This is a genomic window from Burkholderia sp. BCC1047, from assembly GCF_902833155.1.
GTDB lineage: Bacteria > Pseudomonadota > Gammaproteobacteria > Burkholderiales > Burkholderiaceae > Burkholderia > Burkholderia sola.
Genome location: NZ_CADFEH010000011.1, coordinates 141,420 through 159,458 on the forward strand (window position 1 = coordinate 141,420; position 18,039 = coordinate 159,458).

The 18,039-nt window shown below is 66.1% G+C and carries 13 protein-coding genes; 3 read left to right on the forward strand and 10 right to left on the reverse strand.

Translation table 11 applies throughout. The features are described 5' to 3' along the window. The first annotated feature begins 128 nt into the window (after nt 1–128). Complete coding sequence (locus HWX55_RS14300) at nt 129–974, forward strand: AraC family transcriptional regulator (RefSeq protein ID WP_175976144.1); 846 nt, start codon at nt 129–131, stop codon at nt 972–974. A gap of 18 nt (nt 975–992) precedes the next feature. Here HWX55_RS14300 and HWX55_RS14305 read toward each other — a convergent pair whose 3' ends face one another. From HWX55_RS14305 to HWX55_RS14335, 7 genes are all read right to left on the reverse strand, one after another. Continuing rightward, nucleotides 993–1,580, reverse strand: coding sequence for a LysE family translocator (locus HWX55_RS14305; RefSeq protein ID WP_175976145.1), 588 nt, complete (start codon nt 1,578–1,580; stop codon nt 993–995). A 98-nt stretch (nt 1,581–1,678) separates the two neighbouring features. Beyond that, complete coding sequence (locus HWX55_RS14310) at nt 1,679–3,154, reverse strand: heavy metal sensor histidine kinase (RefSeq protein WP_175976146.1); 1,476 nt, start codon at nt 3,152–3,154, stop codon at nt 1,679–1,681. Next, a complete protein-coding gene (locus tag HWX55_RS14315; protein ID WP_050010973.1) occupies nt 3,151–3,846 on the reverse strand; it encodes a heavy metal response regulator transcription factor in 696 nt (231 codons plus the stop codon). Before HWX55_RS14315 ends, HWX55_RS14310 begins: the two co-directional genes overlap by 4 nt. Nucleotides 3,847–3,877: 31 nt before the next feature. Then, the gene (locus tag HWX55_RS14320; protein WP_175976189.1) at nt 3,878–5,377 is read right to left on the reverse strand and encodes an efflux transporter outer membrane subunit; all 1,500 of its coding nucleotides are present in this window, start codon (nt 5,375–5,377) and stop codon (nt 3,878–3,880) included. A 17-nt stretch (nt 5,378–5,394) separates the two neighbouring features. Then, complete coding sequence (locus tag HWX55_RS14325) at nt 5,395–6,624, reverse strand: efflux RND transporter periplasmic adaptor subunit (protein ID WP_175976147.1); 1,230 nt, start codon at nt 6,622–6,624, stop codon at nt 5,395–5,397. A 36-nt stretch (nt 6,625–6,660) separates the two neighbouring features. After that, nucleotides 6,661–9,828, reverse strand: a complete 3,168-nt coding sequence (locus HWX55_RS14330) for an efflux RND transporter permease subunit (RefSeq protein ID WP_175976148.1) — start codon at nt 9,826–9,828, stop codon at nt 6,661–6,663. A gap of 185 nt (nt 9,829–10,013) precedes the next feature. Continuing rightward, nucleotides 10,014–10,757, reverse strand: coding sequence for a Crp/Fnr family transcriptional regulator (locus HWX55_RS14335; RefSeq protein WP_175976149.1), 744 nt, complete (start codon nt 10,755–10,757; stop codon nt 10,014–10,016). Nucleotides 10,758–10,925: 168 nt separating this feature from the next. Here HWX55_RS14335 and HWX55_RS14340 point away from each other — a divergent pair, with 168 nt between their 5' ends. After that, nucleotides 10,926–12,578 carry an acyl-CoA synthetase gene (locus tag HWX55_RS14340; protein WP_175976150.1) on the forward strand — a complete coding sequence of 551 codons (1,653 nt, stop codon included), beginning with the start codon at nt 10,926–10,928 and terminating at the stop codon, nt 12,576–12,578. A gap of 37 nt (nt 12,579–12,615) precedes the next feature. Here the strand turns inward: HWX55_RS14340 and HWX55_RS14345 are convergent, their stop codons facing one another. Continuing rightward, nucleotides 12,616–14,610, reverse strand: a complete 1,995-nt coding sequence (locus HWX55_RS14345) for a methyl-accepting chemotaxis protein (RefSeq protein WP_175976151.1) — start codon at nt 14,608–14,610, stop codon at nt 12,616–12,618. A gap of 138 nt (nt 14,611–14,748) precedes the next feature. Next, entirely contained in the window at nt 14,749–15,180 is a 432-nt protein-coding gene (locus tag HWX55_RS14350; RefSeq protein WP_050010979.1) for a YqaA family protein, read from the reverse strand. Between the two features lie 357 nt (nt 15,181–15,537). On the opposite strand from HWX55_RS14350, the gene HWX55_RS14355 reads away from it, so the two are divergent. Then, nucleotides 15,538–17,226: a DUF6119 family protein gene (locus HWX55_RS14355; RefSeq protein ID WP_175976152.1), complete on the forward strand. Its 1,689-nt coding sequence runs from the start codon at nt 15,538–15,540 to the stop codon at nt 17,224–17,226. 91 nt (nt 17,227–17,317) lie between these two features. On the opposite strand, the gene HWX55_RS14360 is transcribed toward HWX55_RS14355, so the two are convergent. Continuing rightward, the gene (locus HWX55_RS14360) at nt 17,318–17,983 is read right to left on the reverse strand and encodes a LysE family translocator (RefSeq protein WP_175976153.1); all 666 of its coding nucleotides are present in this window, start codon (nt 17,981–17,983) and stop codon (nt 17,318–17,320) included. Nucleotides 17,984–18,039: the final 56 nt, after the last annotated feature.

An 18,039-nucleotide genomic window follows, 5' to 3' on the forward strand; every position in this document is an offset into this window, starting at 1 on the left:
GCCGCGTCTGCCGCGGCGGCCGAATTCAAAGCTTAGGCGATCCAGCCGCGAAGCGTCGGCTCGCTGTTGCGTGGCGCCGCACAGTCTTGTACGGTGAGCGTTCGCCGTTCGAACCGGGAGCCCGCCGCGTGAGCCGTACCGCCAACCGATCCGCCGTACCGTCGCCGTTCTGGCGCGATACCGCGCTGCCGTTCATCGAGGCGCGCACCGTCGACGACGGGCGCGCGATCTGCTACGCGAAGCACACGCACGACACGTTTTCGGTGGGCGCGATCGTCGGCGGCACGAGCACGTACGTGAACGGCGCGACGCACGCACACGTCGGGCGCGGCGTACTCGTGATCATCGATCCGGAGCAGGTACACGCATGCAATCCGTACGGCGCCGATGCGTGGGCATACCGGATGGTCTATGTCGACGTGCCGTGGCTCGCGCGGCTGCAACATTCGCTCGGTCGCGATCCGAATCGCGATTTTCACGGGTTTTCGCCGAAGTTGACCGAGCGCGGCGATCTGTTCGCGCAATTTGGCGGCTTCTACCGCACGCTCGTGTCGCGCGGCATCGATGCGCTCGGCAAGGAGAGCGCGGCGGTCGAATTCTTCACGGCGCTGCACGGCGCGCTCGATCGCGAACTGCCCGACCCGCGGCCGGGGGACGACAACGCGAAGCTCGCGCGCGCGGCCGACTACATCGCCGCCCATTGCCGCGAGGCCGTCACGCTCGATGCGATCTGCGCGGCGGCCGACCTGTCGTCGTCGTACCTGATCCGCGCGTTCAATGCGCGTTACGGGATGACGCCGCATGCGTTCCTGATCGATCGGCGCGTGCAATACGGCCGCACCGAGTTGCGCCGCGGCCGGCCGATCGCCGAAGTCGCGCTCGACGCCGGCTTTGCGGACCAGGCGCATTTCCAGCGTGCATTCCGGCGAATCGCCGCCGCGACGCCGGGGCAGTACCGCAGCGCGAGGCGCTGAACGCCCCGCGCACGGCGGCTACACGTCGAGCAGAAACAGCGCGCTGCCCGCGAGCAGCAGCGCCATCAGCCGGTTGAACACGCGCATGCGCCGCGCGTTCGCGAGCCGGTGCCGCAGCGACGCGCCCGCATAGCCCCAGCATCCGATCGACGCGAAGCAGATCACCAGATACAGCGCGGCGAACTGCCAGACCTGCGCGCGGTCGCCGTCGGATGCATACGCGCCCATCGCGGCCACGCACGCGAGCCACGCCTTCGGATTGAGCCACTGCATCGCCGCGCCGGCCGCCGCCGACGGGCCGGCCACGTCCGGATCGGCCGACAGCCGGCCGTCGTCGAGCGCGAGCCGCAGCGCCAGGTAAAGCAGGAACGCGATCCCCGACCACTGCGTGGCCGTCGTCAGTGCGGGCCAGCGCGCGAGCGCCGCGTGCAGGCCGAGGCCGATCAGCAGGAACAGCGCGACGAAGCCGAGCGTGGCGCCCGCCGCGTAGCGCAGGCTCGCGCCGAGGCCGTGGCGCGCGCCCGCGCTGAGCGCGACGATGTTGACGGGACCGGGGGTGATCGACGAGGCGAGCGCGAACGCGGCCATCGAAACCAGCATGCTCATCAGGTGTCTCCATACGACATGTTGAAAGTCGCATCGAGACTACGGGCGCCGCGTCGGCCCGTATTGAAGAAAACTGCCCTCGGCGGTGCGGGCCGCCGTCAGTGCAACGCGCGCGGCACGTGCGCCGGTCGCACGCCGTGCGGATCGGTGGAATCGGTGGAATCGGCCGGGCCAGCGGCGTCGGCGGCACGCAGCGGCCCGCCCGACCAGGGTTGCGTCGACACCGAAAAACCGAACGTATTGACGCCGCCCGAGCACGCGACGAACACGCCGCCGCCGTGCATCTCGGCCACGGCCTTGACGATCGACAGCCCGAGACCGTGGTTTTCCTTGCTGTTCGCGCGCGCTTCCTCGAGCCGGTAGAACCGCTCGAACACGTGCGCGCGCTGCACCGGATCGATCGGCTCGCCGGGGTTCGACACGGCCATCTCGACGAGCGTGTCGCGGCGCGCGATCGTCACGTTCAGCGTCGCGCCCGGTGTCGAATGCTGGATCGCGTTGATCAGCAGGTTCGTCATCGCGCGGCGGAACAGCGACGGATCGACGGCCGCGCGCGCATCGCCGTGCAGTTCCGCGCGCAACCGCGCCTCGTCGAGCGGGATTTCGAGGAAGTCGAGCATGCGCCGCACCTCGTCGGCGAGCGACACGTCCTTCAGGTCGGTCGCGCGTTCGCCGCGGTCGCTGCGCGACAGGAACAGCATGTCGTTGATGATCACGCGCAGCCGCTCGAATTCCTCGAGGTTCGACTGCAGCGTCTGGCGCATCCGGTCGACCGAGCGGTCACGGCTCGTCAGCGCGACCTGGGTCTGGCCGATCAGGATGCTGATCGGCGTGCGCAGCTCGTGTGCGACGTCCGCGTTGAACGCTTCGAGCCGCGCGTAGGTTTGCTGGATGCGTTCGAGCGCGCCGTTGAACGACGTCGCGAGATCGCGCAGCTCGGTCGGCAGCGCGTCGGTGTGCAACCGCTGGCGGCGGTTGGTCGCGCTCACGCTCGCCGCGTCCTGCGACAGCCGGTCGAGCGGCGCGAGCCCGAAGCGCGCGACCGCGCGGCTCAGCAGCAGCGTGATGACGGTGGCCGTCGCGATCAGCGCGGCCAGCGTCCACACGAAACGGCGCAGCATCCGTTGCGTGCGCTCGCACGACGACGCGACGATCAGCTTCACGTCCGGGCGCTCGCCGCTGCCCGCGATCGCGACGGTCTTCGTCATCACGTTGTAGCTGCTGTTGTTGAGCGCGTACTGCTGGAACGCACCGAACGGTTGGCCGTCGGGCACACCGTCCACGGGATGGCCGAAGCGGAAAGCGGCGTCGGGGCTGTCGACCTGATAGCGCGTCGACCCGTCGGGCGGTTCGAGGTCGGCGAGTTTTTCCTGCATCACGCGGCCGCGCGCGGCCGTGGTCGCGTGCGACACGATCATCTGCGCGACCTTCGCACGCGTGTCGATCGTCGCGCGCAATTCGGCGAGCAACTGGCGCTCCATCATCACGAACAGCCCGCAGCCGACCAGCGTGAACACGAGCAGCGACACGATGCCGAACATCGCCGACAGGCGCAGGGTGATCGAGCGTTTCATGCGTGTCGCTCCACGTCGCCGTCCTCGCGCGCCTCGAGCACGTAGCCCATCCCGCGGATCGTGTGCAGCAGCTTGTCCGCGAACGGGCCGTCGAGTTTCGCGCGCAGGCGCTTGATCGCCGTCTCGACGACGTTCGCGTTGCTGTCGAAGTTCACGTCCCACACGAGTTCGGCGATCGTCGTCTTCGACAGCACCTCGCCGCTGCGCCGCGCGAGCACGCCGAGCAGCTGGAATTCCTGCGCGGTCAGGTCGAGCCGCGCGCCGTCGCGAGTCGCGCGGCGGCCGATCAGGTCGACGCGCAGGTCGCCGATCGAGATCAGCGTCGATTCCTGCACGCGCGCGCGGCGCGTCAGCGCACGCAGCCGTTCGATCAGTTCGAGGAACGAAAACGGCTTGGTCAGGTAGTCGTCGGCGCCGCCGCGCAAGCCCCGCACGCGGTCGTCGACCCGGTCGCGCGCGGTCAGCATGATCACCGGCGTCTGCTTCTGCGCGCGCAACGCACGCAGCACGCCGAAGCCGTCGAGCTTCGGCAGCATCACGTCGAGCACGACCACGTCGTAGTCGAATTCGACGGCTTTCCACGCGCCGTCCTCGCCGTCGAGCGCAGTGTCGACGACCCAGCCTTCCTCGGTCAGGCCGCTTTTCAGGTATTCGACGACTTTCGGTTCGTCCTCGACGATCAGCACTTTCATGTTCGTTCCGTGTAACCGGGTTAAGGGCAGGTCAGGGGCCGACGCCCGCGTCGCGCTGCGGGGCCGTCGACGCGACGTCGGACGGCGCGGGGCCGTTCGCCGCATCGCCGTCCCAGCCGCCGCCGAGCGCTTTCGCGAGAAACACGACGAGCGCCGCGCGCTGGCCCTGGATCTGCACGGCCTGGCGCTCGCTCGTCAGCAATTGTTGCTGGGCCGTCAGCACGTCGATGAACGGCGTCAGGCCGCCCGCGTAGCGGTCCTGCGCGAGCGACACGAGCTTGCGCGCGTCGTCGACGGCCGCCGACGCCTGCTGCGCCGCCTGCGCGAGCACCGACAGGCCGGTTACCGCATTTTGCACCTCCTGGAACGCGGTGAGCACGGTCTGCCGGTAGCTGGCCTGCGCGGCGACGTAGCCGGCCTGCGCGAAATCGACGCCGGCCTTCAGCTTGCCACCCTCGAACAGCGGCTGGCTGAGCGACCCGCCGACCGACCACAGCAGCGCCGGCACGGTGAACAGGCCCGCGAAACGGGTCGCGTCCCAGCCGATGTCCGGCGACAGCGTGATGCGCGGGAAATACGCGGCGCGCGCGACGCCGATCTGCGCGTTCGCGGCGGCCATCGCGCGCTCGGCCGACGCGACGTCCGGGCGCCGCTGCAGCAGGTCGCTCGGCATGCCGGTCGGCAGCGCGGGCGCGTTGATCGGCACCACGCGCGGCGGCAGCGAGAACGCGGGGGCCGGCGTGCCGACCAGCGTGGCGATCGCGGTTTCGACCTGCGCGCGCTGCTGGATCAGCAACTGCGCCTGCGTGCGGGTCGCGTCGAGCTGCGCGCGCTGCTGCAACAGGTCGAGACCCGACACCGCGCCGAGGTCGTGGCGCGCGCTGACGTAATCGAGCGCCTTTTGTTGCAGTTCGATCGAGCGCCTGACGACGTCGATCTCGGTGTCGAGCTCGCGCAGCGCGAAATAGCTCGACGCCAGATCGGCGCTGAGTACGAGGCGCGCGTTCGCGAAATCGTCGCGCGCCTGCTCGGAGCTGGCCTGCGCGGCTTCGACGTTGCGCCGCACGCGGCCGAACAGGTCGAGTTCGTAGCTGACCGCCGCGCCGACCTGGATCTCGTTCTGCACGGTCGACATGCTCTTCGTCGCGTAGTTGGTCTGCGGCCGGTCGGCGGAGATCTTGAAGCGCTGTCCGCTCGCGTTCAGCCCGACGGCCGGATACTGTGCGGATGCGACCGACGCGAGCGTCGCCTTCGCCTGGTCGTAGCGCGCGGCGACCGCCTTCAGGTTCTGGTTGTTGCGCAGTGCATCGGCTTCCAGCGCGTCGAGCTGGGCGTCGCCGAACGCGGTCCACCAGGCCGGATCGAGCGGCGCGCGGGCCGGTGCGGCCGGCTGCCAGTATCCGTCGGCCGGGGCGAGCCGCCACGCGGCCGGCGTGTCGACGGCCGGGCGCCGGTAATCCGGGCCGACCGTGCAGCCGGCGAGGGCGGCCCCCGCGACGATCGCGACCGCGCCGATCGCGGCCGGGTGCATGCGGGTGCGTATCGCACTCACGACTTCGCTCCCGCGACGGCCGAGGCCGGCTGCGCCGCCGGCGCCTGCACGACGACCGCGTCGCCGGTCGCGAGCGCGTCGCTCGGGTTCGCGACGAGGCGATCGTTCGGCGTGATCGGCCCGTCGACTTCGAGCGTCTGCCCGATCGTGCGCACGACCGTCACCTGTTTCAGCCGGACCTTGCCGTTCGCATCGACGGTCGCGACCGTCGGGCCTTCGGCGCGGAACAGCAGCGTATTGGCCGGCACCTGCAGGCGGCCGACCGGCGTCATCGGCAGCGTCGCCTGCACGTACGCGCCGGGCAGCAGCCGCCCGTCCGGGTTCGGCAGCGTGATCTCGATCTGCAGCGAACGCGTCGCGACGTCGATCGCCTGCGACGTGCGCGTGATCGTCCCGTCGAACGTCCGACCCGGCAGTTCGGCCTGCGCGACGCTCACGTGCTGGCCGACCTTGATCTGCTGCGCATACGCCTGCGGTACCTGCACGTACAGGCGCAGCCGCTCGGCCTGCACGACCGTGAACAACGACCGGCCCGCGTTGCCGGAATTGACGAGATCGCCGACGTCGACGTTGCGCTGCGTGACGATCCCGTCGATCGGCGCGACGATTCGCTGGAAGCCCTTCAACTCGGTGAGGCGTCGCATGTTCGCGTCGGCCGCGGCGAGATTCGCGGTGCCCTGGTTGAACGCGCCTTGCCGGTCGTCGAGTTCCTGCTGAGACACGGCATCGCGCTGGCGCAACTGCTGCGCGCGGTCGAACGACGTCTTCGCGAGCGCGAGCGACGCTTGCGCCTGCTGGCGTTGCGCGGTGGCCTGCGCGAGTTCCTGGTTCAGCTCCGGCGTGTCGAGTTCGGCGAGCGTTTGCCCCTGCTTCACGTGCGCGCCGATGTCGGCCTGCCAGCGCAGCACGTAGCCGCTGGCACGCGCATAGATCGGCGCCTCGACGAAACCGCGCAGCGTGCCGGGCAGCGTGAGCTTGCCGCCGGTGGCCGCGTCGACCGGATGCACGACGCTCACGTACTGGCGCGTGTTCTGCTCGGCGACCGCGTCGAGGCGATGCCGGTTCAGCACGTTGACGACGAGGGTGCGCGCGGCGCCGGCGGCCAGCAGCACGCCGATCACGATCACGACGATCCGGCCGCGGCGCGACACCGACGCGCGCGCCGGCAGGTGCATGCCGTGTTCGTCCACCTGGATGCCGACGGCGCTGTGATGTTTCTCTTCCATGAATTCAACCAGTTCAACCGGGTAGTGGGGCGAAAGTCAGTGACCGGCCTGGCGCGCGCGCCGCCGGGCCAGTCGCGCATGCACGCCGCCGAACACGAGCGGCACGAACAGCAACGTCGAAACGGTCGCGAACAGCAGCCCGCCGATCACCGCGCGGCCGAGCGGCGCGTTCTGCTCGGCGCCTTCGCCGAGACCGAGCGCCATCGGCACCATCCCGATGATCATCGCGAGCGCCGTCATCAGCACCGGGCGGATCCGTGTCGCGCCGGCTTCGAGCGCGGCCGTGAGCGGCGGCGCGCCGTCCGCGAGGCGTTGCCGCGCGAACGAGACGACGAGAATGCTGTTCGCGGTTGCGACGCCGACCGTCATGATCGCGCCCGTCAAGGCGGGCACGCTCAGGTGCGTACCGGTGATGAACAGCATCCACGCGATGCCGGCGAGCGCGGCCGGCATCGCGCTGATGATGATCAGCGGGTCGAGCCACGACTGGAAATTGACGACGATCAGCAGGTAGACGAGCACGATCGCCATCGCGACGCCCGCGCCGAGGCCGACATACGACGTGCGCATCGTCTCGATCTGGCCGCGCATCGTGAGGTCGGTGCCGCGCGGCAGCGTCGCGCGCGCGTCGGCCACGATGCGGTCGATCTCGCCCGCGACCGCGCCGAGATCGCGGCCCTCGACGCTCACGTACACGTCGATTGCCGGGCGGATGTTGTAGTGCGTGATCACGGCCGGGTTCACGGTGCTGCGCACCTGCACCAGGTTGCCGAGCAGTTGCAGCGGCATGCCCGTGCGGCCGCTGGCGGAGATCGGCGTGCCGAGCAGGTCGTCGACCGACGACAGGTTGTATTGCGGAGTCTGGATCTGCAACGGGTACTGGACGCCGGTGCGCGGGTTGATCCAGAACGACGGGGTCGTCTGCGAACTCCCCGACAGCGAGATCAGCATGTTCTGCGCGACGTTCTGCGCGGAGAGATTGAGCTGCTGCATGCGCGTACGGTCCATGTCGGCCAGCAGGGTCGGTTCGTCGTTGCGTTGCAGCACGTGCACGTCGACGGCGCCGGGGATTTGCCTGATCTTTTTCATCAGGCTGCTCGCAATGGTCATGTTACTCGCGAGATCGTTGCCGAGCACCTGCACGTCGATCGCGGCCGGCTGCCCGAAGTTGAGGATCTGCGTGATGATGTCCGACGGCTGGAAGAAGAACTCGACGCCCGGGAAGCGCTGCGGCAGCAGTGTGCGCAGCGTCTCGACGTAGTGCGCGGTCGCGCGGTGGCCGGGCTTCAGCGCGATCAGCAGCTCGCCGTCGAGCGTGCCGATCGTGCCGGCATTGCTGTACGACAGGTTGATGCCGCTCACCGGCAGCCCGAGGTTGTCGACGATCGCGCCGAGCTCGTCGGGCGGCACGGTTTGGCGGATCACGCGCTCGACCTGATCGGCGAGCCGCGCGGTTTCCTCGATCCGGTAACCGGTCGGCGCACGCACGTGCAGCCGGAGGTTGCCGGAATCGGCGTTCGGGAAGAAGTCGCGGCCGAGCACGAACACGAGGCCCGTCGACAGCACGCAGAAGGCGAGGAAGCACAGCGCGTAGAAGCGGCGGCGCACGAGCAGGATGCTGAGCAGCACGATGTACCACGCGCGCAGCCGTTCGAACGCATGGTTGAACGCGTGATGGATGCGCGCGAAGCGCGACGTCGAAGCGGCGGGGCCGGTGCTCGCCTGCTGCGGGCGGAACAGCAGCATCGCGAGCGTCGGCACCAGCGTGCGCGACAGCACGTACGACGCGAGCATCGCGAACACGACGGCTTCCGCGAGCGGCACGAACAGGAAGCGCGCGACGCCGGTCAGGAAGAACATCGGCACGAACACGATGCAGATGCACAGCGTCGACACGAGCGCGGGCACCGCGATTTCGCCGGCGCCTTCGAGAATCGCTTCGTGCAAGTTCGTTCCCAGATGCAAATGCCGCTCGATGTTCTCGATCGTGACGGTCGCATCGTCGACGAGAATGCCGACCGCGAGCGCGAGCCCGCCCAGCGTCATGATGTTGATGGTCTCGCCGAGCGCGGACAGCGCGATCAGCGACGTGAAGATCGACAGCGGGATCGAGATCGCGATGATCAGCGTGCTGCGCCAGTTGCCGAGGAACAGCAGGATCATCATCGCGGTCAGCACGGCGGCGATCAGCGCCTCGTGGATCACGCCCTGGACGGCCGCGTTGACGAACACCGACTGGTCGAACAGCGGCGTGATCGTGAGCCCCTCGGGCAGCGTCGGAATCACCTTCGGCAGCAGCGCCTTCAGGTCCGACACGACCTTGAGCGTCGACGCGTCGCCGCTTTTCAGGATCGAGATCAGCACGCCGCGCTGGCCGTTCTGGCGCACGACGTTGGTCTGCGGCGCGAAGCCGTCGCGCACCGCCGCGACCTCGCGCAGGTAGGTCGTCGCGCCGTTGACCGTCTGGACCGGCAGGTTGCTGATGTCGGCGACCGTATCGGCCGACGCGTTCGTGTCGATCCGGTATTCGGTCTGTCCCATCTTCGCGGTGCCGGTCGGCAGCACGAGGTTCTGCGCATTGACCGCGTTGACGATGTCGGCCGGCGTGAGGCCCTTCGCTTGCAGCGCCTGCGGATCGAGGTCGATCGCGACCACGCGCGTGCGGCCGCCGTACGGAAACGGAATCTGCACGCCCGGCACCGTGATCAACTGAGGGCGCAGGAAGTTGAGCGCGATGTCGGCGAGCGACTGTTCGCTGAGCGTCTTGCTCGACAGCCCGAGCTGGATCACCGGAATGCTCGACGCGGAATAGGTGATCACGAGCGGCGGCGTCGCGCCCTGCGGCATCTGCCGCACGATCGCCTGCGCGGACGACACCGTCTGCGCGATCGCCGTCTGCACGTTCGCGCCCGGTTGCAGGAACACCTTCACGACCGCGATGCCGGGCAGCGACGTCGATTCGACGTGCTGGATGTTGTTGACGGTCGTCGTCAGGATCCGTTCATGGACGGACGTGATGCGGTTCGTCATCTCCGTCGCGGAGAAGCCGCTGTAATTCCAGATCACGCTGATCACGGGGATGTTGATCGCGGGCAGCACGTCGACCGGTGTGCGCATCAGCGCAAGCGGGGTGGCCAGCACGATCATGATGGCCATCACGATGAACGTGTAGGGGCGCCTGAGCGCGAGATTGACGATCCACATGGAGGCGGCGGGGCAGGCGGTGATCGGGCGTCGGTGAAGGGAACCCGAATGATAGGCGTCGGCCCGCAACGGGTTACTGTCGCGAAACTGGCGGAATGGTCAGGTTGGGGCGTGGCGACCGTCGGCCGATTCCGCAGACGGAATGCGCGGTCGCGATGGCGACGGTTTCGCGCATCGGGCAGCGCTCACAGCTGCTCCATGCCGAAGCGCGCGAGCGCGTCGAGATCGACGACCTCGATCTGGTTGTACGCGAGCCGCAGCGCGCCGAGCTTCTCCAACTGCTGCAGTGCCTGGTTGATCCGCTGGCGCGACACGCCGACGAGCATCCCCAGTTCCTCCTGCGAGATCGACAGCGACGGGCCGGTATCCGGATACAGCGCGGGGTTGAAGAGTTGCGCGAGCGCCTGCGCGACGCGCGCATCGACGTCGAGCAGCCGGCTGTTCTGGATCGACGCGATGAATTCGCCCATCCGGTTGTTCAGCTGATGAATCACGAAGCGCGTGAACGGCAGGCTCGTGTCGAGCAGCGCATGGAACGTGTCGACCGGCACGAACAGCACGGTCGAGCGCTGGATCGCGACGACCTCGTACTTGCGCAGCTCGCGCTTGATCACGCTCCCTTCGCCGAACCAGCCGCCCGACGGCACGCCGGAAAACGTGCAGCCGCGCCCCGACACGTTGAAGATCGCGAGCTTCAGCAGCCCTTGATGGACGCCGATCCAGTATGCGGACGGCGCGAGCCGGCGCGCGATCACGTCGCCGGCGTCGCACTGCTCGACGTGCGACTGGGCGAGCACGAGCGCCTGGTGTTCGGGCGCCAGCGTGCGGAACCACGCGCACTGGCCGAACAGCGTCGCGAGCGGCGGCAGCGGGCCCGGTTCGGGGAGCGTGTCGGCCGGCCGGGCGGCCGCGTCGGAATGGTCGTGCATGGGTGCGGGTTTGCGAGGATAGGGATAACGCGCAGCGCTCGAGCGGCACTCTGTCGTTTCGATGACAGACGGCTCACAATAGCGCCCGTTAGGCTGTCGGCCATTGAACCACATCAAGACGATCCGGGGTGCACGCATCCCGGTCGACAGAACACGGGAGACAGGATCATGACGCAGATGTTCGAGGCCGGGCTCGGCCGCCGCGATGCCAACTACGTACCGCTCACGCCGATCGATTTCCTGATCCGCGCGGCCGAAGTCTACGGCGAGCGCCTCGCGATCGTGCACGGCGACGTGCGGCGCACGTGGGGCGAGACCTGCACGCGCGCGAAGCAGCTGGCGAGCGCGCTCGTGCAGGCCGGCGTCGGTCGCGGCGACACGGTCGCGGCGCTGCTGCCGAACATCCCGGCGATGGTCGAGGCGCACTTCGGCGTGCCGATGGCCGGTGCCGTGCTGAACACGATCAATACGCGGCTCGACGTGTCGTCGGTGCTGTTCATGCTGCGTCACGGCGAGGCGAAGGTGCTGATCGTCGACACCGAATACGCGGAGGTCGCGCATCGCGCGGCGCTCGAGGTGCCGGGCCTGAAGATCGTCAGCGTGGCCGACGCGATGCCGGCCGACCCCGACCGTTTCGCGGGCGCGACCGACTACGAGACGTTCGTGGCCGGCGGCGACCCCGGCTACGCATGGACGCCGCCCGCCGACGAATGGGAGGCGATCGCGCTGAACTACACGTCGGGCACGACCGGCGATCCGAAGGGCGTCGTCTACCACCATCGCGGCGCGTATCTCGCGGCGATCAGCAACATCCTCGAATGGGACATGCCGAAGCACGCGGTGTATCTGTGGACGCTGCCGATGTTTCACTGCAACGGCTGGTGTTTCCCGTGGGCCGTCGCGGCGCGCGGCGGCGTGAACGTGTGCCTGCGCAAGTTCGACGCGAAGACCGTGTTCGACCTGATCCGCCGCGAGCGCGTCACGCATTACTGCGGCGCGCCGATCGTGCAGAGCGCGATCGCGAACGCGCCGGCCGAGTTGCGCGCGGGGATCGACCATACGGTGCACGCGATGGTCGCCGGCGCGGCGCCCGCGCCGGCCGTGATCGCGAAGATGAAGGAGATCGGCTTCGACCTGCTGCACGTGTACGGGCTGACCGAGGTCTACGGCCCGGCGACCGTCTGCGCGAAGCAGGCGCACTGGGACGCCGTATCCGACGAGGAACGCGCGCGGCTCAATGCGCGCCAGGGCGTGCGCTACCACCTCGAAGCGGGCGCGACGGTGCTCGATCCCGATACGATGACGCCGGTGCCGGCCGACGGCGAGACGCTCGGCGAGATCATGTTCCGCGGCAACATCTGCATGAAGGGCTACCTGAAGAATCCGAAGGCGACCGACGAGGCGTTCCACGGCGGCTGGTTCCATACCGGCGATCTCGCGGTGCTGATGCCGGACGGCTATATCCGGATCAAGGATCGCAAGAAGGACATCATCATCTCCGGCGGCGAGAACATCTCGAGCATCGAGGTCGAGGACGCGCTGTACCGGCATCCGGCGGTGGCGGTCGCGGCCGTCGTCGCGATGCCCGACCCGAAGTGGGGCGAGGTGCCGTGCGCGTTCGTCGAGCTGCGCGAAGGCGCGAGCGCGACCGAAGCGGAGATCGTCGCGCACTGCCGGCAACTGCTCGCGGGCTTCAAGGTGCCGAAGGTCGTGCGCTTCGGCGAGTTGCCGAAGACGTCGACCGGCAAGATCCAGAAGTTCCAGTTGCGCAATGCGGTCGGCTCGGACAAGGCGATCGACCTGGCGGGCGACAAGAAGTAGGCGAGCCGCCCGGCCCAGGTCGATCATCGGGCGTCCGTCACGCGCTGCGTTCGAGCCGGAACACGCTGACGGCGTCCGACAGCTGCGCGGCCTGGTCGCGCAACGCGACGGCCGCGCGCTCGGCGTCGGAGATCAGCGTCGCATTCTGCTGCGTCGCTTCGCCGATCTGCGTGACGGCCAGGTTCACCTGCTCGATCCCGGTCGATTGTTCGCGCGACGCGGCGCTGATCTCTCCGATCAGCGTGCGGACCTGGTCGACCCGCGCGACGATGTCGCGCATCGTGCCGCGCGCGGCGTCCGCGATCCGGTAACCCTGTTCGACGGTCGTCGACGATTCGGCGCTCAGCGCGTCGATCTCCTTGACCGCGGCCGCGCTGCGCTGCGCCAACGCGCGCACCTCGGCCGCGACCACCGCGAAGCCCTTGCCGTGTTCGCCCGCGCGGGCGGCCTCGACGGCCGCGTTCAGCGCGAGGATGTTGGTCTGGAATGCGATGCCCTCGATCGCGCTCGTGATCTCGGCGATCCGGCGCGTCGCGCGGCCGATGTCGTCCATCGTCGCGACCACGCGCTGCACCGCGGCGTCGCCGTTCGTCGCGGCGGCCGATGCGTCCGCGACCAGCGCGTTGGCTTGCGCCGCATGCTCGGCGCTCTGCTGCACGGCGGCGGTGATTTGCTCCATGCTCGCGGCCGTCTGTTCGACGCTGCTTGCCTGCGTCGCGATCCGCGCGGCGATGTCGCCGCTGCCGGCCGCGATGCCGACCGTGCCGTGCGCGATGTCGGCCGCGCTGTTGCGCACCTGCGCGACGATCCGCGCGAGGCCGTCGCCGATCCCGTCGACCGCCTGCACGAGCCGGCCGATCTCGTCGTTGTCCGCGCTGCCTTGCTCGACCGCGCTCGCGCCCGCGCTGTCGCGAATGCGCACGCTGAGATCGCCTGCCGCGTAGCGCTCGGACGCGCGGGCGGCGGCTTCCAGCGGCCGGCTCACGACGCGACGCACGACGATCACGAACAGTGTCGCGAACGCCGCGACGAGCACGGCGCCGATCATCAGGAAGCGGTTGCGGGTGGCGCGCATCGTGGCGAGCAGTTCGTCGTCGAGCGCGATGCCGCCGACGAGCCATTGCCACTGCGGAATCGTCGTGAAGGACACGACTTTCGCGGTTGGCCCACGGTCGTGCGCGGCCGGGTCGGTCGACGTGTATGCGAGCCGGCCCTGGCCGGCCGCGAGCATCTGCGCGTAGGGCGCGCGCGTGTTGTCGGCCGGTTGGCCCGCCGCGTCGGGATGCACGACGAACGCGCCGCGCGACGGGCCCTGCGATGCATCGAGCACGAAGTAGTAGCCGTTGTCGCCGATCTTCAGCGAGCGGATGCCGTCTTGGACGAGCTTGAGCTCGGCGCCGATGTCGAGGCCGACGAACAGCGCGCCGATCACGCGGCCGCTCGCGTCGGTCACCGGCTTGTACTGCGTGATGTACGACCGGCCGAACAGCTTCGCGAGGCCCGTGTAGCTGCGCCCCGCGACCAGCGGCGCATACGCGGGGCCCGCGCGGTCGAGCTTCGTGCCGACGGCGCGCGCGCCGTCCTGCTTCTTCAGCGACGTCGTGATGCGCACGAAGTCGTCGCCGTCGCGCGCGAAGATCGTCGCGATCGCGCCGCTTTTCTTCAGGAACTGATCGGGAATCGAGTAATCGAGGTCGAGCGGCTGGCCGCCCGCGAGGAGCGTCGGCGCGGCGACGCCGCCGATATCGACGGTGCGTGCCGCGTCGAGCGAGAAATCGGCCGGCAGGAAGCTCGCGAACAGCGACATCGAGCGGTTGGCTTCGGCGGTCAGCGCCTTGTCGAACAGGTCGACCATCGCGCGGATCGACTGCTCCCTGTCGTCGATCCGCAGGTGCGCTTCTTCCGCGAGCTGCTGGCCGGCGAAATGGGCGAGCGTCCACGCGAACACGGTAAACAGCAGGGCGACGAGCGTGCACGCGAGCGCGGCCAGACGCGCGCCGACGCTCACCCGGCCCAATTGGGTCAGTCTCATGGAACATCCTGAGTGGAGTGAGAGGGGGCGGAACGCACGCGTCACCGCTCGTGGACCGGTTAATACGGCAACTTTCGCGAAATCTTTAGCGGCTGTCGCGCATCGCGGACCGGCAGGCGGGCGAAGGGAGGGCGGAGGTCAGTGCGTGACGAGCCACGCGACGGCCAGATAGCGGCCGACCTTTGCGATCGTCACGATGACGAGAAAGGTCGGCAGCGGCTCGCGCAGCACGCCGGCGATCATCGTCAGCGGATCGCCGATCACCGGCGCCCAGCTCAGCAGCAGCGACCAGCGGCCGTAGCGCGCATACCAGCCCTCGGCGCGCGCGAGCGCGGACGGCTTGACCGGAAACCAGCGGCGCTCGCGAAAGTGCTCGATGCCGCGCCCGAGCGCCCAGTTGATCGCCGAGCCGGCGACATTGCCGACGCTCGCGACGAGCACCAGCGCCCACACGGGCTCGCGGCCGGCGAGCAGCAGGCCGGCGAGCACGGCTTCGGACTGGAGCGGAAACAGGGTCGCGGCGACCATCGACACGGCGAACAGGCCGCCGTAAGTGAGCAATTCGGACATCGCGCGATTGTACTGGCCCACTCTAGGCTGTTCACGTAAGCAGAGTAGGTAGCCGACTCGTCCTTGGCAGTTCCAAGGGCTCGCCAGAGGGAAAAGGCGCGTTCACGCGTGAAGGTACCTTCGAACTGACCACGAACAGAATCCGGCCGACTCTCTTTAACGGAGTTGAGTGAAGTTAAATCGCGCTGGCGCCTAGTATTCTCTCGTTGCCAAGGAGCGACGGGCAATTCGGTTCAAGAAATCACAGCTCGATCCGTCCGATTTCGATTTGCCTTTTTTGACATAGAATGGAGTTTCACCTCAATGTCCTGATTTCGGTTCGGATGATGAGCGTCACATAAAATTTTGGATTGTAAAATGAAAAAAAAGAGCGAAGAGACCAGTAAGTTAAGTGGGCGATCCAGTACTCTTTCGATTCGTCTAATGAACAAAGGGGCTTCTGTCAAAGATGGCTTGCGCTCGGGGCACACAATGATTGAGCGAGAAAGCGAGGGGGGATATCTGTATACAGCGCAGTCCGAAGATGCCCCGCCAAGCTGGGTCAAAATTGTCCGCGAATTTTCTATAGAAGATCTCCCGGATTTGACCAATCGTCACTGCTCGGCGGTCCTGTTTTTGGAGGTTACCCCCTCTGATCTGCGAATGAGTAAACGATTTTTTGCAATAACATTTGGTAGTGGTCATCTTTTCCTTAATCCGGATTCTTACGTTAAAAATTTCGGATTGCGTGTGACGCTCAATGCGGTGGCTCGAAGTGATTTGCGCAATGTGGATGTCGCTCAATTGGATACTACTCTTATTCAGAAGAGAATTCAGGCAAGTAGAAAATCTGATTTGCGCGACTTTGGTATTGATGAGCAGAGTGATTTGTTGAGGCTGGCTGGCGGAGCCCCTACTGATAGAGAGTTTGCTCGCGCGCTAGTTGGGAAGGATGCTTTGTCTCTCACGGCAAAAATAGATCCTGCTAAGATTGCCGAGAAGTGTAGGGAGGCATTTGATTTATATTGTGAAAAGCATTACGAGAGAGATTTCAAATTTATTGATTATATCGTTCCGGAAAATCGCCAAAGTGTTGTAAGGGTTCTCGATAAGAAGGTTTTTGATTCATTGAAATCGATGGTTGATGGAAAGTCGTCAAGTCTTCATATTGCGATTCCCGAGATGATTAACCCGGAGGATGCATTTGAAATTGGATATTACGGGAGTGGACTTAGATCGGGGAGTAAGGCGACATATCCGGATGTTGAAATTGAAGACTATGTTTCGGAGCTTCGATCTGGACGTATAGCGGATATCGCTGATATGTCGGAATTGAAGGCTAGTCACGAAATTCGTGTAATTGTCAATGGAGAGGGGGATAGGCGTCAGCGTCAGCGGTTATATGACTGCTTTATATTTGAAGCAAAATATGGAGGTGTAACTTATGTGCTCTTTGCTGGATCATGGTATCGAATTGACGGCGGGTATTATGCAAGAGTGGTTTCGAATTTTGAAAAATATTTATCAAAAAATCCATTTGTAAAAGCAACCAACTCAGTTAATGAAAGGGATTTTATTGGTGAGTTGAGTGCCCGCAAGGAGTTGTTGAATTTGGATCAGGTTAAATTGTCTCCATTAAATGCATCTGGCGCAAATCTTGAGCCTTGTGATTTTTTTTCCAAAAGCAGACAATTTATTCATTTGAAAGATGGACATGATTCTGCTCCAATTAGTCATCTTTGGAATCAAGGCTTGGTATCGGCTGAATGTTTGGTTAGTGATGGTGAGTTTCGTCAGCAATTCAGGGATAATGTGCGGATTCGCCAAATCAAGTACGGTCGAGCTGGATTTGTGAAGCTCTTGCCCAAAAAAGGGGATCAGCCCGTGACTGCTAGTTATTCCGTTGTTTATGGAATTATGCGAACTGCATATGTATCAAAAAAGGCGAGGTCAAAGGGATTGGATTTGCCATTTTTTAGCAAAGTAAGCTTTCAGCCGATCGCGGAGCGCATAGGAAGGATGGGGTTTAAGGTTGAAGTGCACTTGATTGAGAAAAAAAGAAAGTAAGTGTGTGTTTTGAGAAAATTTTCTTAAGAAATCGATTTATCCGGGCGAAGCTGTTTCGGTTGACATGTTGATCAGAGAATTTGTGTTCTCTTCAGTTCCAGCCGACCATGATCGCGCCCATTCCGACGAGCAGCCCGCCCGTCACGCGGTTCATCGCGCGCATCCGCGCCGGCCGCTGCAACGCGCGGCTCAGCCGGTGCGAGAACAGCGCCATCGACGCGACGCCGCCCGCAAACAGCAGCGCGAACGTCGCGGCGAGCAGCAGGTATTGACCGTTCAGGCTCCAGTCGGCAGTCGGGCTGATGAACTGCGGAAAGAACGACGGAAAGAACAGCAGCGTCTTCGGATTCAGACCGGAAGTCGCGACGCCGCGCCAGAACAGCGCGCGTCCGCTGTCGATGTCCGGTGCGGCGATTGCCGTTCCGGCGCCGGTGATGCCGGCCTCGGCCGGCGCCGCGTCTGCGCCGACCGGCGCGCGGTTCAGCCATTGCTTGGCGCCGAGCCAGACGAGATACGCGGCGCCGGCCCAGCGCAGCACGGTCAGCGCGTGTTCGTCGAGGTGGACCAGCGAATTCAGGCACAGCGCGGTCAGCGCGAGTTGCAGCAGCACGGCGAGCGTGCCGCCCCAGACGCACGGCAGCGCGCGACGCCAGCCGGTGCGCAGCGCCTGGTTCATCGTGAGCAGGTTGACGGGGCCGGGTGCGTAGATGAGGACGACGGAAGCAGCGAGGAACGACAGATAAAGCTTGAACGACATGACGGACGGGCAGGAACGGGGAAGCAGGCACCGGCCCCGCACGCGGTCGGATAGGC